This window comes from Rossellomorea sp. KS-H15a (genome assembly GCF_024195245.1).
GTDB classification, from domain to species: domain Bacteria; phylum Bacillota; class Bacilli; order Bacillales; family Bacillaceae_B; genus Rossellomorea; species Rossellomorea vietnamensis.
The window spans coordinates 1,674,457-1,696,086 of sequence record NZ_CP096886.1; the positions used below are offsets into that span (position 1 = coordinate 1,674,457).

Consider the following 21,630-nt stretch of genomic DNA (forward strand, 5'->3'; position numbering starts at 1 on the left):
CATTTCTTTTGCGGAAGCAAAAGGATGGTTGTGGAGGTCCGTCCCTCTCAGTCGACTGCTTCTAATAGGAAGTCGACGATGTGGATGGCTCGCATTTTATCTGATAGACCTTCCCGTTCGATGCCGAGTTTCATTTGGAGGAGGCAGCCCGGATTGGATGTGATGATGGTGGTGGCCCGGGTGTCTTCGACGTTTTCCATTTTGTGATCGAGGATCTTCATGGACATGTCGGATTCGACGATGTTGTATATCCCAGCTGAGCCGCAGCAGTGGTCGGCTTGTTTCATCTCAATGTAATCGGCACCTTCCACGGATTGGAGAAGTACCCTTGGTTCCAAGAAGGTTCTCTGAACGTTTCTTAAGTGACAGGAATCCTGGTACGTGATCCGTTGTGGTGCCACATTCAATGTCTTTTTATGAAACTCCAATTCTACCAGAATCGAAGAGATATCCTTGATCTTCTCTTTGAATATGACGGCGCGTTCTTTCCACTCGGGATCGTCTTTCAGCAGGTGATCATAATCAACTAGAAATGCTCCACATCCCCCTGCGTTGGTGATGATGTAATCGACGCCTTCATCTTCAAATGCCTCAATGTTCCGTTTGGCCAGCTCTTTCGCTGCATCCTTCTCTCCGCTGTGTCCATGCAAAGCCCCACAGCAGGTTTGCGTCTTCGGAATCACGATGTCACAGCCTGCCAGTTGAAGGAGTTTCGTTGTGGCCTTATTTGTTTCCAGAAACATCGTATCCATCAAGCAGCCGGAAAAGAAAGCGACTTTTTTACGGACCTCACCAATCGAGGAAAGGGAAGTCGGGCGTTCCTTCATCTCTTTCAATCTAGGAACTTGAGGAAGGACCCGTTCCATGGTTGCCAGGCTTTCAGGGAACAGCTTCATCACCCCTGTTGTATGAACAGCCTTCTGCAAACCCGAACGCTGATAGATTCCGAGAAGGTTCGTAACCATCCTCATTCTATCTGGGTGGGGAAATAATCCTTCAAAAACAGTCTTTCGGACAAGCCGGGCAGGAAGGGAGTGTTTTTTATTTTGATTGATGATATCCCGTGCTTCCTCGAGTAAGTGTCCATAATTGACGCCTGAAGGGCAGACGGGTTCACAAGCCCTGCATCCGAGACACAGGTCCAGAGTACGTTCGACTTCTTCGTCAGGTTCAATCACACCATCGACGACTGCCTTCATCAGGGCGATGCGCCCCCGGGGGGAGTGTGATTCCTTGAACCCCGATTCGATATAGGTAGGGCAGGAGGGAAGACAGAACCCGCATCTCATGCAATTTAATAGTTCATCTTCATTCATACGTGTTTTGAACTCTTGTTGTATCTTTTGCTTTTCCTGGACGGTCGTCATCTTGAAATCACCACACGTTTTCTCGTTTCTTTAGCAAATACCTTATTGGGATTCATAATGTTATTCGGATCGAATGACTGCTTGATCATCTTCATGGCGTTGATTCCTTCAGCACCAAGTTTCCATTCGAGGTAAGGGGCTTTCATCATGCCGACGCCGTGTTCTCCTGTAATGGTGCCGCCCAATTCAATGGCTTGAGCGAAGATTTCTTCAAATGCCGCTTCGACCCGCTCCATTTCATTGTGGTCCCTGGCATCTGTCGCGACGGTCGGGTGAAGGTTTCCGTCTCCTGCATGTCCAAAGGTGCAAATCTTCACCCCATGACGTTCGGCTATATCATTGATCGCTTTCACCATCTTGGCAATTTCGGAACGTGGTACCGTCGCATCTTCCAAGATTGTCGTCGGCTTTAGTCTGGCAAGAGCCGAGAGGGCAGAACGCCGGGCAGTGCGAAGGGCATCTGCTTCGATATCCGTTTTTGCGAGTTGGACGGATACGGCATCGTTTTCCACACACACTTCTTCGATGCGCTTCATATCTCGTGCCACCACTTCAGGAGGACCATCCTGTTCAATCAGCAGGACGGCTTTCACATCGGTAGGCAGGCCGATTTTGGCAAAATCCTCTACCACTTCCAATGTAGGCTGGTCCAGAAATTCCAAGGTAGTCGGAATGATCCGATTCGAGATGATGCTCGACACACTTTTAGCAGCTGCTTCTATGTCCTGATAAAGGGCAAGCATCGTCTGTTTCGTCTCTGGCATGGGAACGAGCTTTAATGTCGCTTCCGTGATGACACAAAGGGTTCCTTCCGACCCCACAAACAGGCGGGTCAAGTCATACCCGGCCACATCTTTTGCGAGTTTCCCGCCGGTACGGATGATATCACCATTTGGGAGCACCGCTTCAAGGGCTAGTACATAATCCCGGGTGACGCCATATTTCAACCCTCTCAAGCCACCGGAGTTTTCATTGATATTCCCTCCGATGGTGGAGATTTTCATGGAGCTCGGGTCTGGAGGATAGAAGAGTCCCTTGGCTTCAACGGCGTGAATCAAATCAAGTGTAACAACCCCAGGCTGGACGGTGATCGTTAAATTTTCTTCATCCAATTCGAGGATGTTGTTCATATGGGTGAAAAGTAGAACAAGTCCGCCTTCAGTTGGGCACGTACCCGCGCAAAGATTCGTGCCGGATCCCCGCGGGACAATGGGGATGCCGTGTTCATTGCAGATCTTCACGATTGCTGATACTTCCCCGGTTGACCTGGGAACGATAATGGCATCGGGCATGGATTGATAGTTGGGTGTTGCATCATAGGAATAGACAAGTTTTTCAGCAGGGGTATCACGGTAATTGTCTTCACCGACGATGCTGACGAGCTGATTCTTGATATCAGGGGTGATCATAGTGGTTTCCACCTTTATTAGCGATTTTTTTCAAAGTTGTTCATAAAATGACTAGAGAGACGGTACCCGACTGGGGTTAAGGTCCGTCCCTCCTGATACATTATGTTGTGATGATGGGGCTTGGTGTGATCGACCCGAGGATGACGGGTTTTTTCGCTCCGGTTGCCCCAGGGACGTTGCCTGGTTTGCCGTGCAGTGTTTCGTTGGCTAATAGTGCAAAGGCAATCGCTTCCTTGGCGTCGGAGGAGTAACCGATATCTTCCTGAATGAGGATTGTCACTTCAGGGAGTAGTTCCTTCATCATTTGGAGAAGGGTCCCGTTATAGCTTCCCCCGCCACCGATGATGACCTCATTGATCGGATGCCGAGGGAAGACGAATGTTTTATAAGCATCCGAAATGGAGAGGGCGGTAAAGTAGGTTGCCGTCGAAATCAAATCTTCTTTCGGGATATCGCTGTGTTCCCGAAGGATACGGTTCACGAACACTTCACCAAACAGTTCCCTGCCGGTGGACTTGGGAGGCGCTTTCTGAAAGAAATCCTTTTCCCACTCCATCCATTTCCGTGCTGCTTCAGGGTGAACCGTTCCCCTGGCGGCAATCGATCCATCCTCGTCATAAGACAAGCCGAATAACTTCCCGCACAGTCCATCGATCACCATATTCCCGGGACCTGTGTCAAAAGCAAACACCTCTTCAAGGGAGCAGTCTTTCGGCAGGACGGTCACATTCCCGATTCCCCCGATGTTCTGGAGGAGCCTGCCCCCATCCTTTTTCCGGTAGAGCAGGAACTCTGTATAAGGGACAAGGGGTGCCCCTTCTCCTCCTGCAGCCATATCCATGGAACGGAAATTGGATACCACCTGTGTGTGGGTCCTGTAGGCAATCACGCTCGGTTCTCCGATTTGAAGAGTGGAAGCAACCGAATCTTCCGTATGAAAGGGCTGATGATAGACCGTTTGTCCATGTGATCCGATAAAGCTGAGATCGTCAACAGAGATGCCTGCCTCCGCACATACTTTCTCTACGGCATCGGCGTATACGTCTCCAAGCTCAAAATGCAGGCTGGATAAAAGAGGGGTGGAAGAATGATCAAGACTCATGACATCAAAGATTTTCTTTTTCACCGGTTGTGAAAAAGGCGTAGTTGAATACTGGACAAGCTCCACCACGGTGTCCGTCCCTGCTCCTTCGATGGAAACAAGGGCGGCATCCACCGCGTCAACGGACGTACCGGACATCAGCCCGACTGCTAAACGTTTACTCATCATACATACCTCCCCAATTGGATTGCTTCAATGATATCCACTGCGCCTGTAGCAGGGGATATGGAATCGGTGATGAAAGTAGGTTGGTTAAATCGTTTTGAAACCGTTTCTTTAAAAATGGACTGAACAACCGGATTGTGTTCAAGCACACTGCCTTTTAATGCGATAACAGGATGTGATTCAAGGTGTAACTTCTCGATTAATGCGATAGTCTGCCCGGCAAGGAGTTCGCCTGCTCTCTTTAATAAATGAAGGGAATAGTCATCCCCGGCCTGTGCTTCCTCGTGAATCACTTTCGCAAGCCGGGCAATCTCCCCTTTGGAGGAAGAATAGATGAATCCTTTCAATCCTTGAGCGTCAGTAGCGTTGATGTTTTTCAGTATACTCTGGGAAAGGGGAGAGAGCGGGAGTCCTGAGTCCATTTCCCTGACGATCCTTTTGCTAGCTTCGATGGCAATATGGTAGGCACTGCCCTCGTCTCCAAGTAAGTGGCCCCAGCCCCCGGTCGTTCCTTCTCTTTTTCCGTTCCTTCCGTAACAAATCGATCCCGTGCCCGCGATCGTCATCACACCATTCCGGTTACCGATCAAACTGAAATAGGCAAGAGTGGCATCGTTTATAAGAATGATGGGAAGGGAAGTCATCCTGCTCAATTCTGACTGAATCCTTTGTGATAGATTTCCCGACCCTCCGCCTGCCATCCCGATCACAATATGTGTGGCCGCTTCTCTAGTATGGTTCAGGCATTGTTGAACGACAGATGAGAGGTTCTGCAATGCTTCCTCATACGAGACGGACGGATTCCCGTGTCCGGATAAACTTTGGAAAAGGATATTTTTCTCCATATCCATGACAAGTCCCTGAACCTTCGTTCCGCCTGCATCGATTCCTATTATTCTAGTCATCTCTTAAACCTTCTCACGTGGCTGGAAGGCAAATTTGCCCCAAGGGTTCAGATAATCCAACAGGAATATTTCTTCTTCACGGATCCTGCCCACCACGTTCGTCTTACCGGAGTTCTCCATATCCTTGAGGGCGATCTGAAGTTCTCCCGCGTATTGGGCATACAGGTCGTTTTCAATGATAATGTCTCCACGCTTGATGTCGACGTTGTTATGTGGCGCAAATTCTCTTCCTCTGTATTTGACGCGGCTTTGAGTGGAACGGATCATATAATCCGATACATCTCCACGGTAAAAATGAGGTTCTTCAAAGATGATCGTTTTCTCTAGGTCCGTTGTCGTGTCATGGGTTTCGACGCTGAAAGTGAGCTTCGATGTATTCAGTTCACTAAGCAGCTGCATCTCACGTTCCGATGCATAAGCATTGCTGATGATGACGTCGTCGATCAATCCAGTGGCAAACAGATGCTTCGCCTGCACATCAATAGGAAGGGATCGGTGCATCTCCAGTGTAGGCAATCCTTCTGTGACAGGCCATGGACCGAATGTGGCATCAGCGGAAGACACAAAGGCTGCCGTTCTCATGCCGAAATCTTTGAATTTCTGGCTGCAGTCGATAAAGAAAGGATAAGATAAGCCGGAGTAGCGGTGCGGATAGAAGTTATGGCACCCTAATAATTGATCCTTATTGGGCTGATACGTCATGATGTTATCGATGTATTTCGTGGCATTGCTCATGTTTAATTCAATTTTTAAATCATAGGAGTTGTACGACATCATAGATTCCTCATGACCGGTATATCCGAGGTCAAGGCGGATACCGTGAGCACCCAGGTCGGCAAAAAAGGATAGATCATCGTAAGAAATATCCAGCTCTTTGAAAATACGTGGGCTGATGTCTGCGATGACCTCCATATTTTTCTCACGGGCAAACTTGATCGTATCTTTGAAGTTCGCAATGATGCCTTCCTTGTCTCCTTCAACGGATAATAAGCAGGTAAACACACGTTGAAATCCGTAAGATGCGGCAAGGGCCAAATACTCTTTATCTTTTTCAGTTACAGAATGATTCGGATAGATTGAAACTCCCAGTCTTTTACTCATCGTGACTCCTCCTTAATTCGATTGGTTTTCGAGTGCATGGATTCTCTTTAACATAGGAATCATTTGTTCAATTAATGAGATTTCACTGATCGACGTCATCAAGTGATCCTGTGCATGAATCATAAGAAGTGATTTTTCAAATTCTTCCCCGTTGATTTCGGCCTGTATCAGGCTTGTTTGCGTCTTATGGGCTTTATTCAGTTCGTCATGGGCGTTCTTTATCATCTCTTCCGCCTCATCGAATTTTCCTTCATGGGCTTTAGCGAGGGCTTCATAAGCCGTACTCTTCGCATTCCCACCGTTTGATATGATCTCGAATATTTCCATTTCCACGTTGCGGATCTCTGCCATCGTGTATTCCTCCCTGAACCTTTTTAGAACTCTTTTCTACTAATTTTGTAAAATAAAAGTTTAAATATTTTAAAATAATATTGAAATTTAATTTCATTATCGCATATAATCATATTAAACTGAAAGCCTTTTCAAGACAATCATTTTTTGGAGGTGACCATGACAGAATTTCAGGTTTTAAAACACATCAAAAGTCAGATGGAGAGCTTTACCCCGTCTGAAATAGCAGTTGCTCAATATGTGCTCGAATTTCCGGAGAAAGTGATGGAGATGACCACAAAGCAACTATCACACTCATGCGGCAGCAGTGAAGCCGCCATCATCCGGTTCTGCAAACGGATCGGGATCAACAGTTTCAGCGGCTTGAAGATCGAGCTCGCAAAAAGCACGAACATCGAAGAAACGAAGAGTCATGACATCAATACGCTCCTTTCCTTTGAAGATAATCTTGAAACCGTCTTCAATAAAGTATTGGTCAATACCTATCAAGCCATCAAGAATACGGAAAAGCTTTTTTCCATCGATGAACTCGGCAGGGCGGTCAATGCGTTCCATGAAGCCGAAAGAGTCTATCTGTATGGAGTGGGGGGTTCCGCAGTGGTAGCGGAAGATTTCACCCAGAAGCTGTTGAGATTGAACTACCTGGCGTTTCAGGCAAGTGATATCCATGTCCAGATGATGATGGCAGCGAACTTAACAGAGAGAGACGTTCTCTTCGTCGTTTCAACATCCGGTCAGACAAAAGAAATTTTGAAGCTGATGAATGTCGCACAGGAAAAGGGAGCCACAATCGTACTCCTGACACAGCACGGTAAATCACCGGCAAGAAAGCTCGCCGATATCGTACTGACGATTTCTGAGGAGGAACATAATATCCGAATCGGTACCATGACGGCAAGAATTGCTCAACTCGTCGTGATCGACGCTTTATTCGTGGCATTATGCATGAAAAAAGGACATGGCGTTTACGAGCAAATTATTCATACACATGAAGTGGTCCAGCGAATGAAAGAGGAGGAGGAATAGGGATGAAAGTATTATTCGTATGCTCTGGAGGAATGTCCAGTGCGATCGTCGTCAATGCCCTGAAAAAAGAAGGAACAAAAGAGGGGATTGAAATGGAAGTCCATGCTATCGGAACAGGGGAAGTATCCGAGGAAATTTTTAAGGGGTGGGATGTATGCATGGTAGCACCACAGATCAGACATCGATTTGATCAAGTGAAGAAAGCCGCCGATGAGGCCAATGTTCCATGCGGGCCGATTCCGCCACAGGCTTACACGCCACTGGGCGGGCCGACTTTACTGAAAACGGTAAAAGAATTAACAAACTAATTTAATAGGAAACAAGGGGGTAGTAACATGCAAACGTTTGTGAACTTTCTGGAGAATAATTTGTCAGGTCCAATGGCCAGACTCTCTGAACAAAGGCATTTGCAAGCAATCCGGGATGGGGTTATTTCAGCACTGCCATTTATTATCGTCGGTTCATTCTTTCTGATCTTAGCGTTTCCGCCACTGCCTGACGCATGGATATTCGGGGACATCAAACAGTGGGCAGCAGACAATATTGTCGATATCCTGATTCCGTACCGTCTGACCATGTTCATCATGTCACTCTATGTGGCATTCGGGATTGGATACAATCTCTCGAAAAGCTATAAGCTGGATCCATTATCCGGCGCACAGATCTCAGTCGCGGCACTTCTATTGACCATCACACCGAAAGTAATGGACGGAGAAGGTTGGGTCCTTCCAATGACGAACCTCGGTGGGCAGGGATTATTCGTTTCCATGGTCGTCTCAATCCTGGCCGTTGAAATCCTGCGTTTCTGTAAGACGAAGAACATCACGATCAAAATGCCAGAGCAAGTACCGGCATCCGTTTCACGAAGCTTTGAAGCACTTATACCTGTAGCAATCGTTATTTTATTGATATCATCCGTTACTGTCTTAGCAGGGGTCGATCTGCATAAGTTGGTCGGTGTCGCGGTCGCACCATTGGTCACTGCCGGCGACAGCATATTCGGGGTATTGGTTCCGGTATTCCTGATCGATTTCTTCTGGTCATTCGGGATCCACGGAGTATCCGTTGTCGGAACCGTGGCCCGTCCACTATGGGAAGTATTCCTTGTGAACAACGCTGACGCGGTTGCAAGCGGGCAAGCGATCCCGCATATCGCCCCGGAAACGTTCTACCAATGGTTCATCTGGATCGGTGGATCAGGAGCCACGCTTGGATTGGTCCTGGCAATGGTCTTCTTCTCCCGTTCAAAATATTTAAAAGCACTAGGGAAAACATGTCTTGTACCGGGTCTTTTTAATATCAACGAGCCTGTCATCTTCGGTGCTCCAATCGTATTGAACCCGATCTTGATCATCCCATTCATCACTGTACCTTTGATCACAGCAACCATTTCCTATGTGGCCACCACTGTCGGTTTGGTATCTCCAACCTACATCATGCCGCCATGGACACTGCCTGCACCAATCGGCGCGTACCTTGCAACGGGTGGTGACTGGAGAGCGATCGTCATGGTTCTGATCAATATCGGAATCTCATTTGCTATCTATTTCCCATTCTTGAAAATGTACGACAAGAAAATGTTGAAGATGGAAGAGAGCGAGCAACAAGCGGCATAGAAAAGCGGAAGGGGCTCGCCCTGAGGCGACAAGCATAAGACGAGTCATCCGGAAAGGCGTCCTTTGCCTTTTGGGATGAATTGGCTTATGACCTCGAGCCTCAAGCCCCTGGAGCTGGACAAACGTTAGCCTTTTTATAAGAAACCAGAAGTGGGAGTCCTAGGATTCCCACTTCTTTACTAGCATAAGGAGTGATGGACATGACAGAAACCGTTGTGCCAAAGAGAATAGGTTTTAAAAGTGTGTTTGTATTATTAATCTCTGTATCTATTGGACTTTTAATTCTTTCAAAACCATTGATGAGCACGGGCCTGGCAAAGGAATGGAGTCTGTTTTTGGCTACGGGCATTTCAGCTTCCGTCGGGCTTTCATACATTTTATTGAAAATTGAAGGGCCGGTCGAAGACGCTTCCGTTAAAAAGAAGCGGATGCTACTGGCAATCGTGGTCAGTTTCGTCATAAGTTTTATTTTGGCTTTCGTGGCCAGGTAACAGGAGGCACTTGCAATGAGAAAAGGAATCAAGATCGTCACGATCGGCGGGGGCTCGAGCTATACCCCTGAGTTTGTTGAAGGATTGATCAAGAGGTATGATGAACTTCCGGTTCGTGAATTATGGCTTGTGGATATTGAAGCTGGAAGAGAGAAGCTGAATATTGTCGGGAATTTAGCGAAGCGGATGGTGGGGAAATCGGGGGTCCCGATGGAAGTCCACCTTACACTGGACCGGAAAGAGGCGTTGAAGGGCGCGGACTTTGTCACGACCCAGATGAGGGTAGGGCAGCTGAAAGCCCGGATTCAGGACGAGCGGCTGCCGATCAAGTATGGGATGATCGGGCAGGAAACGAATGGAGCCGGCGGACTCTTCAAGGGTATGAGGACAATCCCTGTTCTTTTGGAAATTTCAAAAGAAATGCAGGAACTGTGTCCTGATGCATGGCTGATCAATTTTACGAACCCGGCAGGTATGGTAACGGAGGCGCTGCTGCGCTACGGTTCGCATCAGAAGGTCGTGGGTGTTTGTAATCTTCCCATCAATACGAGAATGACGCTTGCACAACTCCTCGACGTAGATGTGGAACGTGTGCATATCGAATTTGCGGGACTCAATCATATGGTTTATGGATTGGACGTACAGGTAGACGGAGAATCTGTATTGGGGGAAGTACTCGACATCATGAGCGATCCGGAGAGGCAGGTCAGCATGAGGAATATTGCACCACTGCCCTGGGAACCGGAATTCATCAGGAGTCTGGGAGTAGTCCCTTGTCCGTATCACCGCTATTACTACAAAACGGGTGATATTTTAGAAAAGCAGCTTGAGGAATTCAAGACGGGTACGACTCGTGCGGAGGTCGTCCAGCAGTTGGAGAATGAGCTGTTGGTTTTGTATAAGGATGAAGGCTTAGCGGTTAAGCCTCCGCAGCTTGAAGAGCGGGGAGGGGCCTATTACAGTGATGCAGCATGCAATCTCATATCGTCCATCTATAACGACCGCGGGGATATCCAGACATTGAATGTACGCAATGATGGAGCAATCAGTGATTTGCCAAGGGAGTCTGCCGTGGAAGTGAACTGCGTCGTGACGAAAGCGGGACCTCGACCGATTGCTGTCGGGGAACTGCCCGTTTCTGTGAATGGGCTGGTGCAGCAAATCAAGTCATTTGAACAGGTGGCTGCAGAAGCATCCGTAACCGGTTCCTATGAAAAGGCACTGCTTGCCATGACCATCAATCCGTTGGTGACGAGTGATGTGAAAGCGAAACAGCTGCTGGATGAAATGCTTGAGGTTCATAAAGAGTATTTGCCTCAGTTTGGTGAGCGGATGACCCAAAATTAAAGATAAAAAAACGTCCCGAATCATGATTTGGGTCGTTTTTTTTGTGGAGAGGGGAGTGAAGGAAAGGATTTATTATCGAGTTTGGACATTTTATTATCGACCTTCTGGATATATTATCGAGTTCGGGCTTTTTATTATCGACTTTTCGAATATATTATCGACTTCAACGCTTTTATTATCAACAGCTTATGAGAACTCATGACCCGTGATGGAACGGCTCCCCGGTTTTATTTTCATAACCAATCAATCCCCTGCACATTTTTCCCATGGACGAGCATACCTTGATAAAAAGAACACGAGCTAAGAAAGGATGCACCGTCCATGATTCCGATGAAAACAAAGGCTGCCGCCTCATTATATGCCACGATGTCCATCAGTTTCTGGGGGATATCCTTCGTATCCACCAAAGCGGTGCTGGGTACGCTTGATCCCTATACCCTCCTCGTCCTCCGCTTTGGGATCGGAGCTCTGTTTCTCCTCATGCTTCTGTTGCTAAAAGGATACAGGCTCCCCATCCCTCTGAAGTATGTCCCTCACTTGATCGTTCTTGGGGTCCTCGGAGTCTTCATTCATCAAGTCATCCAGGCGACGGCACTCCTGAACATTGATGCATCGTCGGCAGGATGGATGATTTCATTTTCCCCGGTGTTCACCGTGATCCTCTCCATGATGTTCCTGCATGAAAAAATGACCATCTCCAAAGCGCTGGGCATGATCATTGCGATTACGGGTGTGCTGATGGTAACGACTGCTGGGAGCGGACAATCGATCGGATTTACTGTCAACATTGGGTATTTCCTCATGATTCTCAGTACATTGAACTGGGCGGTATACTCCGTGCTTCTGAAAAAGCTTCGCATTGAGCTTCCATCTCTCGTGATTACCTTCTATATGAGCCTGCTGGGATTCAGTCTGACCATCCCGTTTCTCATTCGCAACCGCGGCTGGGAAGGAATTTCCCAATTATCGAATGTAGAGTGGGCACACTTGATATTCCTCGGTGTATTCGTCTCGGGGATCGCGTATTGGTACTGGGCGAAGGCATTGGAAGTATTGGATGCGTCAAAGGTGTCGATGTTTCTTTACTTGGAGCCTGTCACCACTCTCATTGCAGCCATTCTTCTCCTGCACGAGAAAATTTTTCTCATAAGCATCCTGGGTGGAGTCATAATTATTATAGGAGTTGTCATTGTCAATGGTCAGATGATTTCTGTCCTTCATCGGTTTCTATGGAGGAAACGATAACATCAGGGGGGATCCGCATTGACCTTAAAGGAACGGATAATGAATCAATTGGATGGATTATCACATCCTTCTACGAAAGAACTGAAAGAAGTCTTGCAGTCTCTGAATATATCTCTTGAGGATTTACAGCCTTACCTGGAATCTCCGGAAGGGAAACCTTATTACCGAAAGCTCCTTTATCAAAATGAAGCAGTGGAGCTCCTTGTCATGAATTGGTCGGATATGGAATGTGCCCCGCATGACCACGGAGATTCGAAAGGATGGATCCAGGTGATGGATGGGACTTCCGTCAACACGATCTTTGAAGTGAGGGATAACAAGCTTCCTCAGGAGTTATTTGACCGGGAGTATAGAGAAGGTTCTTTCTTTTTCGCACCGAAGAAAGCAGTTCACAAAATGAAGAAGGGGAGTGCAGGGGATCTAGTGACTCTCCACCTCTATTCACCGCCCATTCAAGGGATGATGGTATACGATTTGGAGAAATGTGCGGCCTGTGTAGTATCCGATGAATGTGGGGCATGGTGGCCGGATCATATGAGGGAAAAGGTAAAGGACATACAGTTAAAATAAGAAGAAGCGTTTCTCCAATACGGAGAAACGCTTCTGTCTATGATTATCGTACTCTCACTGTTTTTGCATCCTTGCTTTCCACACCTGTCGGAGATACGGAGGTAACACCATATGTGTACATTCCACCTTCTTCAGCAGACGTGTCTTTATACGTCGCGACTCCTTCTTGAGAGTACACGACATCCACGATATTCGCAGGATTCTTGTAGTCTCCTTCTTTCACGCCGTCAAAGCGATAGATGACATATTTCCTGGCGTCAGAATGTTTCTTGTCATCAATGCTCAAGGTGATACCGTTTTCCTGCTTATCCGCTTTTACCGTATTCGGTTTCTTCGGAAGGTCATCATTGTTCCAAGGAGTGGCAGGGGTCAAGGCCTTTTCCGTATACACTTCATTGCGTAAAATATCAGCGTATCCAAGTGGGTTCTCGAAAATTTGTCTTAAGGAAAAATGCATTTGGCCAAGGGCCGTACCGTTAGCCCGGTTGTCCATGATTTGCCCCGGCAGTTCATAAGGATTGAACCATTCCTGGTCAAAGTTGTCCCCGACCTTATAATCGGCCATCCCAATGTACAGATTCACCGGATGTTCATAGGAATACTCGTTCACTTCCCGGCTCCACCAATCGAGTAGGACGGAGTAGTTGGCGACGGCAAGTTTTCTTGACCAGTAGATTTGCGGGGTGATGTAGTCGATGCTTCCATCCTTGATCCATTGGCGGGTATCGGCATACAGGTCATCGAAATTCGTTTGTCCCGCTTCTGTCTCGCTTCCAGTCGGATCATCGGCGATATTTCTCCACACGCCAAATGGGGAAATCCCGAATTGGACATAATCTTTGATACCTTTGATTTCAGTGTTGATATCAGCGACCAGTTCATCGACGTTGTTGCGTCTCCAGTCATCGATATTGTCGAATGTGCTGCCATATTTCTCGTATGTATCTTGATCTGGGAAGCTTTCTCCTGCAATTTTATAAGGATAGAAATAATCATCCATGTGAACGGCTTCTATGTCGTAGTTGCTTACTAGTTCTTTCACTGTATCAATCAAGTAATCTTGTACTTCTGGAATTCCGGGGTTGAGATAATATTGCTTGCCATATTTCAGTACCCACTCCGGGTGAAGCTTGGCCACGTTGTCATCCGCGAGGGACTCGATCGTTTGATTCGGCATCGTGATCCGGTAAGGGTTGACCCATGCGTGTACTTCGATTCCTCGTTTATGAGATTCGTCTAACATGATGGCAAGTGGGTCATAGCCCGGATCGGTTCCCTGCTCATCACCTGTAATATACTGGGACCATGGGGCAAGTTCGGAAGGATACAAGGCATCGGCAGTCGGCTTGACTTGATAAATCACCGTATTGAAGTTCAATTCTTTCAAATCGTCCAGGGTGTTCACCACCCAATCCGTAAATTCCTGCTTGTCCATTCCAGGCGCCATGTCAATATTCGTCACGGTCGCAATCCACGCAGCCCGCATCTCATGCTTCGGTTCAGACGTCCCGGAGGCCTTCGCTTTCCCGGTAGAAAAGGGAAGAGCCAGTGAGAACAACATCACGGCCATAATCATGTACTTTACTGCTTTCATTTCTCTACTCCTCTCTTGCGGTCACAAAGAAACCGCTTTCATTTTATTGAAATAATACTTCATAAAATTTAATAAAAACATGAAATATTATTTCTCCTTTTCATTATAAGGGGTTCCATTACTCTGGTATATAGTACCAATGAGGTGAAAAATCTGAATATTCAGCCGGTAAACAGGAGGAAAGGACTAAGTGAATACTTCTAAAAAGAATAAAAAGGGAAAGAATGAATACGGAAGTGGTGTAAAATAGAAGAGAAATGTAAAAAGGGAGAGGATGACATGTTCAAAGATCTACCGATCAATCAATGCGATTTAGATAAGTATACATTTGTGGACGTACGATCTCCTTCTGAGTACAGGGAAATGACGATTCCGGGCAGTCTGAATATACCCGTTTTCAATGATGAGGAAAGAGCGGAAGTAGGGACATTATATAAGCAGGTAAGTAAGGAAGTGGCGACGGACCGGGGACTGGAGATTTTTTCAGGTAAACTTCCCCGATTCATGAATGAGTTCAAGAAACTTGAGGGTGAAATCGTCGTGTTTTGCTGGCGGGGTGGTATGAGAAGTAAAGCAGCCGCTACTTTCCTTGACCTGATGGGGATCAGGACTTCCCGGATTCTCGGAGGGGTCAGGGCTTATCGCCACTGGGTGTTGAAGGGGCTTGAAGATATTGACATGAAGCCTGCTTCTTTTGTACTGAACGGCGGGACAGGCGCGGGGAAGACCGCGGTTTTGAAGAAACTTCAGGAAGAAGGATATCCGGTTCTTGATATAGAAGGCCTAGCCAACCATAGAGGGTCCATATTCGGGGAAATCGGACTGACTGCCAATAACCAGAAAACATTCGATTCCCTACTCCTTCGGGAACTGATGAAGAAGCAGGATTCTCCTTTTCTTTTATTTGAAGCAGAAAGTAAGCGAATTGGAAAGGTTCTCCTTCCTGATTTCCTCATTCAGGAGAAGGAGGAGGCATTTCATATCTTCATCGAAATGCCCATGAAAGAAAGAGTGAGGCATATATTAGACGAGTACCGTCTTCACGAACATCACGAAGAGTTTGTGAAAGCATTCAGGTCCATCAAGCGAAGGATTCACAGTCCGATTGCCAATGAAATCGAGGCTGAGCTGCAGAAGGGAAACTATGAACGGATATTGGAACTGCTCATCGAATATTATTACGATCCGAGGTACTTACATATGTGGAATCAATATCCAGAGGATCGAAAGACCACGGTTAAGGTGAATTCAATCGAAGAGGCATACCAAGAAATCAAGAAGCTCCTTCCTGAGAAAAGCCCCTTGGTTTCCAATCACTGAGACCTTTGCCCGTTAGGATGGGTGAGGTCTTTATTTTTTGATGATTTTTTATCGAAGGGTTGACCGTGTAGTGCACCACACGGTTTATGATGTAAGTGCGAGGTGATGGGGGTGTACAAGGTAAGCGAGTTTTCCAAGATGACAGGACTGAGTAAGGAAACATTGCGGTACTATGCAGAGATCAAGCTCCTTGAACCAGTGTATATCAACCCTGCAAACAACTATCGCTATTATGATAATGGATCTTATCTTGTAGGGCGATTACTGGTTTACTTGAGGAGATTTAACTTTACCATTCAGGAGATGCTCGCTGTCGTGAATGATGAATCCTTTGAAAACCTGGAGGAGTTGATCCAGGCGAAAAAGCGCGGTCTTGAAGCGGAAATAGAACGTATACAAACCGTTATTCAGGAAATGGACGATTTCTTTGAAATGGGAATGGAGGATGAATGGGATGATTAGGTGGCATGAAGAACGGACGATACCAGTCAATATCGAAACGATTTGGCATTTATTCGAGCTTGAGAATATTCAACGGATTATGCCGAACGTGATTGAAAACAAGGTGATCGAACAGAAAGAAGGAGTGGTGGGCTCGACCTACCAACAGAAATACAAAGAGGGGAAAAGAATTGAAACGTATATAGTGGAGGACTTGGAGTACGAAAATACCCCAGAAAAGAAGCATAATAAAATCGGCTTCACACTGGCCAAGGCATTTGAAATCGAGGCCGCATTCACCCTATATAAAATCGATGAGAATCAGACGAAATTCATTTATCAAGGTGAAAACAAAGGCTTGAACTTCCTTGGAAAAGTACTACTGAAACTTGGCGGGGAGAAAAACAATAACAAAGTCGTCACAGATTTCATGAACCTCGTAGAAAGTGAAGCGATGAAAGAGGCGTGAAGAAAGAGGGACGGACCTTCGAATGTTCGAAGGTCCGTCCCTCTTTCTTTTAGTTTGAATCGGAGAAGGGCGGGGAATAGAAAAGGAGTTTCAGAAGCGGAATGATGAGAAAATATTCTTTACATACTTAGAGGTCCGTCCCTCCTCCAATAGACCCGAATTCATGACATATTTTTGTTTGAGAAAAAAATTTTTTAGTAATGTTTTTGTATGAAAATTCATGGGGGATTTTGATGGAATATGCTTAGGGACACGAATTATTGTAAGCGATTTCTTTGTGTTTGTATCAAGCTTTTAAAGATTCTGAATATTAAGTTAAAGACATTGTTGATAAATCAATGTTCTTCTTGTGATTTGCACATATATTTGGAAAATATACATATTTACCATTAACAAAATTTTTCGTTTTTTCTAAATTTCATGATATACTAACGAAAATTAAGAAAATTTAATCAATCGGTTATTTATTCAAAAAATATACAACTTTAGTAGAGGAGGACATTGGATGAAAACGAATCTTCCTGTAGCGCAAGGCATGTATGATCCTGCGCAAGAACATGAAGCATGTGGAATTGGAATGATTGCAAATATAGATGGGACGAAGAGTCACAGCATCGTACAGAATGCCATCAATATCCTATGTAATTTAGAGCACCGCGGAGGACAATCCGCCGATACAAGTACGGGGGACGGTGCAGGTATCCTGACCCAGATCCCTCATCACTTCTTTAAGAAGCAATGTGAAAAAGAAGACATCATCCTTCCGAGGAAAGGTGAATATGGAATCGGGATGGTGTTCCTTCCAGAAAACTATGACAAGCGCCAGAAAAGTAAAGAAATCTTTGAACGCATCATTGCGGAAGAGGGTCAAAAGACACTTGGCTGGAGGCCTGTTCCGCTCAATGATTCCTTTGTTGGAAAAGTGGCATCGAAGTCGAAACCGTTCATCCGACAAGTGTTCATCGGGGCATCGGAAAACTTAAAGTCACGGATGGATTTCGAACGCAAGTTGTATGTGATACGGAAGCGAATTGAAAAAGAAGTGGCAACCGTCGAGGGGCAAGAGGACGTTTATCTTTGCAGTCTGTCTTCCACGACCATCGTCTACAAAGGGATGCTCATCCCGGAACAGCTCGATTCCTTTTATATTGACCTCAACCACCCTGAGTTCCGTTCAGCTTTAGCTCTTGTACATTCCCGCTTTAGTACAAACACTTTCCCAAGCTGGCAGCGGTCTCATCCGAACAGATATACCATCCATAATGGAGAATTCAATACATTGCGAGGGAACGTGAACTGGATGCGTGCACGTGAAAAGCTGTGCAGCTCAAGTGCCTTCAAAGATGAAGACCTGGAAAAAATCCTACCCGTTATCGATGAGACAGGCAGTGATTCCTCCATGTTCGATAACTGCTTTGAATTCCTTCACCTATCCGGAAGATCCCTTGCACATACGGCCATGATGATGGTTCCTGAACCATGGGAGAATGATGACACCATCCATCCAAAGAAAAAAGATTTCTACGAATACCACAGCTGTTTAATGGAGCCTTGGGATGGACCTGCAGCCCTCGTGTTCACGGATGGGACGCAGATCGGTGCGTGTCTAGACCGTAATGGACTCAGACCTGCAAGGTATTACGTAACCAAGGGAGGCATGATTGTTCTCGGTTCCGAAGTCGGCGCCCTTGATATTTTTGCCGATGACATCGTGTACAAGGATCGTCTCCAGCCTGGAAAGATGCTTCTTGTCGATCTGGAAAAAGGGCGGATCATCCCCGATGAAGAGATCAAGCTCCGTGTTGCGTCCGAGCATCCGTACAGGCACTGGCTCGATAATAATAAGTTTGAACTTGAGGACCTTCCGGAAACGACCCAGGAAGTGGCCCGATTGGATTCAGATGAAGTACTCCTGCAACAGCAGGCATTCGGTTACACCACAGAGGAATTGAATAAGATCATCAAGCCGATGGTGACCGATGGAAAAGATCCGGTCGGTTCCATGGGATACGATTCACCTCTTGCCGTTTTATCGAAGAAGCCTCAGCTTCTATATAACTATTTCAAGCAATTGTTTGCCCAAGTGACAAATCCACCGATCGATGCGATCCGGGAGCAGATCATCACATCTGTCGGCACAACGATCGGAGCTGAAGGAAACCTGGTGAATCCTGGTCCTGAGAGCTGCAGGCATATCCATTTAAAGACACCGATCATTACAGGGGAAGAGCTTGAGAAGCTTCGTCATCAGAAAGAAAAAGGATTCAAGGCAGTCACTTTATCGATTTTATTTGATGTGACCGAAGAAGAAGATCAGCTTGAACGGACCCTGGATGCTCTTTACGAAAAAGCTGACCAGGCCGTTGCTGACGGGGCGACACTCCTCATTCTTTCCGACCGCGGGGTGGTGAGGGAGAAGGCGGCCATTCCGTCACTCCTTGCCGTATCCGGTCTGCATCATCACTTAATCCGTCAGGGGACGCGCACAACCGTGAGTATCCTCCTGGAATCAGGGGAACCAAGGGAAGTGCATCACTTTGCCACCCTGCTCGGATATGGTGCAGAAGCCATCAATCCGTATCTGTCCTATGAAACGTTGCGTGATTTGATTGAAAAAGGCGAGCTTCAAGACACCACTTATGAAAAAGCGGTACAGCGATTTGTGAAAGCGGGAACCGATGGGGTCATCAAGGTTCTATCGAAAATGGGGATTTCAACGATCCAAAGTTACCGTGGAGCCCAAATCTTTGAAGCAGTCGGCATTCATCAGGATGTCATCGATAAATATTTCACCCGTACCGCATCAAGACTCGGCGGAATCGGGATGGATATCATTGAAAAAGAAGTTCTTTTAAGACATAGAAAGGCATTCAACGACCGGAAAGATAACCAGCGTACATTAGAATCCGGGGACGAATTTCAATATCGTAAAAATGGGGAGGACCATGCGTACAATCCAAGTACGATTCACACTCTTCAACATGCATGCAGGACGAATAATTATGAATTATTTAAGAAATATTCCACTATGCTGACAGATGAAAAGCAGAATCTTCAATCCCTGCGCGGCCTTCTTTCCTTTAAAGAAACGAAGCCCGTGCCGATTGAAGAGGTGGAATCAGTCGAAGAAATCTGCCGCCGCTTCAAGACCGGTGCCATGTCATTCGGTTCCATCAGTCAGGAAGCCCATGAAGCGTTGGCGATCGCCATGAATAAAATCGGCGGACGGAGCAATTCAGGAGAAGGCGGGGAACACCCTAGCCGCTTCATTCCAGATGAGAATGGAGATTCGCGCCGCAGTTCGATTAAGCAAGTAGCCTCAGGCCGCTTCGGCGTAACGAGTCACTACCTTGTGAATGCCGATGAGATTCAAATCAAGGTCGCTCAAGGGGCCAAACCTGGTGAAGGGGGACATCTCCCTGGTAAAAAGGTTTATCCTTGGGTTGCTGAAGTAAGGGGATCGACACCGGGGGTAGAGTTGATTTCACCACCGCCTCACCACGATATCTATTCGATAGAGGATCTGGCCGAATTGATTTACAACCTGAAAAATGCGAACCCGCAGGCCAGGATCAGCGTCAAGCTGGTATCCGCCGTAGGTGTCGGAACGATTGCAGCAGGTGTGGCAAAAGGAAGGGCCGACGTTGTGTTGATCAGTGGATATGACGGAGGGACCGGTGCGGCACCGAGAACCAGCCTGAAACATACGGGACTGCCGTGGGAAATCGGTCTTGCCGAAGCCCATCAGACCTTACTGTTAAATCGACTGCGTGACAGGATTGTCGTTGAGACGGACGGCAAGATGATGACGGGCCGGGATGTGGTCGTCGCATCCCTTCTTGGAGCAGAGGAATACGGGTTTTCGACTGCGCCACTTGTGGTCCTTGGCTGTGTCATGATGCGCGTCTGTCATATGAATACATGCCCTGTCGGAATTGCGACACAGGACCCTGAACTTCGTAAAAAGTATACTGGGGACCCGGAACATGTGGCGAACTTCATGCGTTTCGTTGCTCAGGAAACAAGGGAGCTCATGGCTCAGCTTGGTTTCAGGACGATCAATGAAATGATCGGAAGAACCGATATTCTAGAAGCGAACGAAGCAATCGATCATTGGAAAGGCAAAGGAATAGACCTGTCAGCCCTTCTTTATCAACCGGATGTACCAGAGAAAGTCGGCAGATATGCGACCCGTAAGCAGGATCATGAGCTTGAGAAGACATTGGATTTCCAAGAACTGATTCCACGCTGCCGCAAAGCGATTGAAACAGGGGAACCGGTTGAATGGACGACGGCGATCCGGAATATTCACCGGGTGACCGGGACGATGCTCGGCAGTGAAATCACCAAGCGATATGGAGCTGAAGGATTACCTGAAGACACGATCCGTCTGACCTTCAAGGGTTCTGCGGGGCAAAGCTTCGGTGCATATATTCCTAAAGGATTGACTCTGAGACTTGTCGGGGATTCCAACGATTTCGTCGGAAAAGGATTGTCAGGCGGGAAAATCATCGTCCATCCGGATCCGACCGCTACATTCATCCCTGAACGGAACACGATCATCGGAAACGTTTCTTTCTACGGGGCGTCCGGTGGGGAAGCTTATATTTACGGAGTGGCAGGAGAGCGTTTCTGTGTCCGTAACAGTGGGGCCCAGGTAGTCGTGGAAAGCGTCGGGGATCACGGATGTGAATACATGACTGGAGGCAAAGTCGTCGTCCTTGGTTTGACCGGACGGAACTTCGCTGCCGGTATGTCCGGTGGGGTCGCGTATGTCCTGGATGAAGATGAAACCTTCCGTTCAAGATGTAATCAGGAGCTTGTCCTCGTTCAGCCATTGTTTGATCCGGAAGAGATGCAGGACGTCTACGATATGATCGAGCGTTACGTTCACTATACAAGCAGCAATAATGGAAAGAAGATTTTGGCGAACTGGGAATCATACGTGTCCAAATTTGTGCGCGTGATTCCGAAATCTTATCTCAAGATGAGAGAACGGATCAGTGAACTTGAGAATAGTGGATTAGAGAAATTCGATGCGGAAATGGCCGCATTTGAAGAAGGTACAAAAGAAGAGAAAAAAGTACTGGAGCCTGCGAATTAATCAGGGA

General features: G+C 46.9%; 18 protein-coding genes. 11 read left to right on the forward strand and 7 right to left on the reverse strand.

All coding sequences use genetic code 11. The features are described 5' to 3' along the window. Positions 1-47: 47 nt before the first annotated feature. From M1J35_RS08610 to M1J35_RS08635, 6 genes are all read right to left on the reverse strand, one after another. Entirely contained in the window at positions 48-1,367 is a 1,320-nt protein-coding gene (locus M1J35_RS08610; RefSeq protein ID WP_254653415.1) for a (Fe-S)-binding protein, read from the reverse strand. After that, positions 1,364-2,776 (reverse strand): glycolate oxidase subunit GlcD, encoded by a 1,413-nt coding sequence (gene glcD, locus M1J35_RS08615; RefSeq protein ID WP_254653416.1) that lies wholly within the window; start codon positions 2,774-2,776, stop codon positions 1,364-1,366. Before glcD ends, M1J35_RS08610 begins: the two co-directional genes overlap by 4 nt. Positions 2,777-2,876: 100 nt before the next feature. Beyond that, the gene (anmK, locus tag M1J35_RS08620) at positions 2,877-4,043 is read right to left on the reverse strand and encodes an anhydro-N-acetylmuramic acid kinase AnmK (RefSeq protein WP_254653715.1); all 1,167 of its coding nucleotides are present in this window, start codon (positions 4,041-4,043) and stop codon (positions 2,877-2,879) included. After that, positions 4,043-4,948: a BadF/BadG/BcrA/BcrD ATPase family protein gene (locus M1J35_RS08625; protein ID WP_254653417.1), complete on the reverse strand. Its 906-nt coding sequence runs from the start codon at positions 4,946-4,948 to the stop codon at positions 4,043-4,045. The genes anmK and M1J35_RS08625 overlap by 1 nt, the downstream gene beginning before the upstream one ends. A gap of 3 nt (positions 4,949-4,951) precedes the next feature. Then, positions 4,952-6,049 (reverse strand): DUF871 domain-containing protein, encoded by a 1,098-nt coding sequence (locus tag M1J35_RS08630; protein WP_254653418.1) that lies wholly within the window; start codon positions 6,047-6,049, stop codon positions 4,952-4,954. A 12-nt stretch (positions 6,050-6,061) separates the two neighbouring features. Further along, positions 6,062-6,400 (reverse strand): PTS lactose/cellobiose transporter subunit IIA, encoded by a 339-nt coding sequence (locus M1J35_RS08635; protein ID WP_061809518.1) that lies wholly within the window; start codon positions 6,398-6,400, stop codon positions 6,062-6,064. 159 nt (positions 6,401-6,559) lie between these two features. On the opposite strand from M1J35_RS08635, the gene M1J35_RS08640 reads away from it, so the two are divergent. The 7 genes from M1J35_RS08640 (at position 6,560) to M1J35_RS08670 (ending at position 12,695) form a co-directional block, all read left to right on the forward strand. Next, on the forward strand, positions 6,560-7,426 hold the full coding sequence (locus M1J35_RS08640; RefSeq protein ID WP_159361600.1) for a MurR/RpiR family transcriptional regulator: 867 nt from the start codon (positions 6,560-6,562) through the stop codon (positions 7,424-7,426). 2 nt (positions 7,427-7,428) lie between these two features. Continuing rightward, positions 7,429-7,734 carry a PTS sugar transporter subunit IIB gene (locus tag M1J35_RS08645; RefSeq protein WP_254653419.1) on the forward strand — a complete coding sequence of 102 codons (306 nt, stop codon included), beginning with the start codon at positions 7,429-7,431 and terminating at the stop codon, positions 7,732-7,734. 27 nt (positions 7,735-7,761) lie between these two features. Next, entirely contained in the window at positions 7,762-9,042 is a 1,281-nt protein-coding gene (locus M1J35_RS08650) for a PTS sugar transporter subunit IIC (protein ID WP_079531141.1), read from the forward strand. 200 nt (positions 9,043-9,242) lie between these two features. Next, entirely contained in the window at positions 9,243-9,533 is a 291-nt protein-coding gene (locus tag M1J35_RS08655) for a hypothetical protein (protein WP_254653420.1), read from the forward strand. Positions 9,534-9,548: 15 nt separating this feature from the next. After that, positions 9,549-10,880, forward strand: a complete 1,332-nt coding sequence (locus M1J35_RS08660) for a 6-phospho-beta-glucosidase (RefSeq protein ID WP_254653421.1) — start codon at positions 9,549-9,551, stop codon at positions 10,878-10,880. Positions 10,881-11,210: 330 nt separating this feature from the next. After that, the gene (locus M1J35_RS08665) at positions 11,211-12,125 is read left to right on the forward strand and encodes a DMT family transporter (protein ID WP_254653716.1); all 915 of its coding nucleotides are present in this window, start codon (positions 11,211-11,213) and stop codon (positions 12,123-12,125) included. A 39-nt stretch (positions 12,126-12,164) separates the two neighbouring features. Continuing rightward, entirely contained in the window at positions 12,165-12,695 is a 531-nt protein-coding gene (locus M1J35_RS08670; RefSeq protein ID WP_254653422.1) for a cysteine dioxygenase, read from the forward strand. Between the two features lie 43 nt (positions 12,696-12,738). Here the strand turns inward: M1J35_RS08670 and M1J35_RS08675 are convergent, their stop codons facing one another. Then, positions 12,739-14,289 (reverse strand): glycoside hydrolase family 10-like protein, encoded by a 1,551-nt coding sequence (locus M1J35_RS08675; protein WP_254653423.1) that lies wholly within the window; start codon positions 14,287-14,289, stop codon positions 12,739-12,741. 279 nt (positions 14,290-14,568) lie between these two features. Between M1J35_RS08675 and mnmH the strand changes: the two genes are divergently transcribed. The 4 genes from mnmH to gltB all read left to right on the forward strand — a co-directional run bounded on the left by mnmH (position 14,569) and on the right by gltB (position 21,623). Continuing rightward, complete coding sequence (gene mnmH / locus M1J35_RS08680) at positions 14,569-15,609, forward strand: tRNA 2-selenouridine(34) synthase MnmH (protein ID WP_254653424.1); 1,041 nt, start codon at positions 14,569-14,571, stop codon at positions 15,607-15,609. A gap of 138 nt (positions 15,610-15,747) precedes the next feature. Then, on the forward strand, positions 15,748-16,071 hold the full coding sequence (locus M1J35_RS08685; RefSeq protein WP_254653425.1) for a MerR family DNA-binding transcriptional regulator: 324 nt from the start codon (positions 15,748-15,750) through the stop codon (positions 16,069-16,071). After that, positions 16,064-16,519, forward strand: a complete 456-nt coding sequence (locus tag M1J35_RS08690; RefSeq protein WP_229593476.1) for an SRPBCC family protein — start codon at positions 16,064-16,066, stop codon at positions 16,517-16,519. The genes M1J35_RS08685 and M1J35_RS08690 overlap by 8 nt, the downstream gene beginning before the upstream one ends. A 505-nt stretch (positions 16,520-17,024) precedes the next feature. Then, the gene (gene gltB, locus M1J35_RS08695) at positions 17,025-21,623 is read left to right on the forward strand and encodes a glutamate synthase large subunit (RefSeq protein ID WP_254653426.1); all 4,599 of its coding nucleotides are present in this window, start codon (positions 17,025-17,027) and stop codon (positions 21,621-21,623) included. Positions 21,624-21,630: the final 7 nt, after the last annotated feature.

Coding starts and splice junctions, on each gene's coding strand:
- M1J35_RS08655 (WP_254653420.1), top strand. CDS start 9,243: ATGACAGAAACCGTTGTGCCAAAGAGAATAGGTTTTAAAAGTGTGTTT.
- mnmH (WP_254653424.1), top strand. CDS start 14,569: ATGTTCAAAGATCTACCGATCAATCAATGCGATTTAGATAAGTATACA.
- M1J35_RS08660 (WP_254653421.1), top strand. CDS start 9,549: ATGAGAAAAGGAATCAAGATCGTCACGATCGGCGGGGGCTCGAGCTAT.
- gltB (WP_254653426.1), top strand. CDS start 17,025: ATGAAAACGAATCTTCCTGTAGCGCAAGGCATGTATGATCCTGCGCAA.
- M1J35_RS08610 (WP_254653415.1), bottom strand. CDS start 1,367: ATGACGACCGTCCAGGAAAAGCAAAAGATACAACAAGAGTTCAAAACA.
- M1J35_RS08670 (WP_254653422.1), top strand. CDS start 12,165: ATGAATCAATTGGATGGATTATCACATCCTTCTACGAAAGAACTGAAA.
- M1J35_RS08640 (WP_159361600.1), top strand. CDS start 6,560: ATGACAGAATTTCAGGTTTTAAAACACATCAAAAGTCAGATGGAGAGC.
- M1J35_RS08645 (WP_254653419.1), top strand. CDS start 7,429: ATGAAAGTATTATTCGTATGCTCTGGAGGAATGTCCAGTGCGATCGTC.
- M1J35_RS08650 (WP_079531141.1), top strand. CDS start 7,762: ATGCAAACGTTTGTGAACTTTCTGGAGAATAATTTGTCAGGTCCAATG.
- M1J35_RS08625 (WP_254653417.1), bottom strand. CDS start 4,948: ATGACTAGAATAATAGGAATCGATGCAGGCGGAACGAAGGTTCAGGGA.
- M1J35_RS08665 (WP_254653716.1), top strand. CDS start 11,211: ATGAAAACAAAGGCTGCCGCCTCATTATATGCCACGATGTCCATCAGT.
- glcD (WP_254653416.1), bottom strand. CDS start 2,776: ATGATCACCCCTGATATCAAGAATCAGCTCGTCAGCATCGTCGGTGAA.
- M1J35_RS08630 (WP_254653418.1), bottom strand. CDS start 6,049: ATGAGTAAAAGACTGGGAGTTTCAATCTATCCGAATCATTCTGTAACT.
- M1J35_RS08685 (WP_254653425.1), top strand. CDS start 15,748: ATGACAGGACTGAGTAAGGAAACATTGCGGTACTATGCAGAGATCAAG.
- M1J35_RS08675 (WP_254653423.1), bottom strand. CDS start 14,289: ATGAAAGCAGTAAAGTACATGATTATGGCCGTGATGTTGTTCTCACTG.
- M1J35_RS08635 (WP_061809518.1), bottom strand. CDS start 6,400: ATGGCAGAGATCCGCAACGTGGAAATGGAAATATTCGAGATCATATCA.
- anmK (WP_254653715.1), bottom strand. CDS start 4,043: ATGAGTAAACGTTTAGCAGTCGGGCTGATGTCCGGTACGTCCGTTGAC.
- M1J35_RS08690 (WP_229593476.1), top strand. CDS start 16,064: ATGATTAGGTGGCATGAAGAACGGACGATACCAGTCAATATCGAAACG.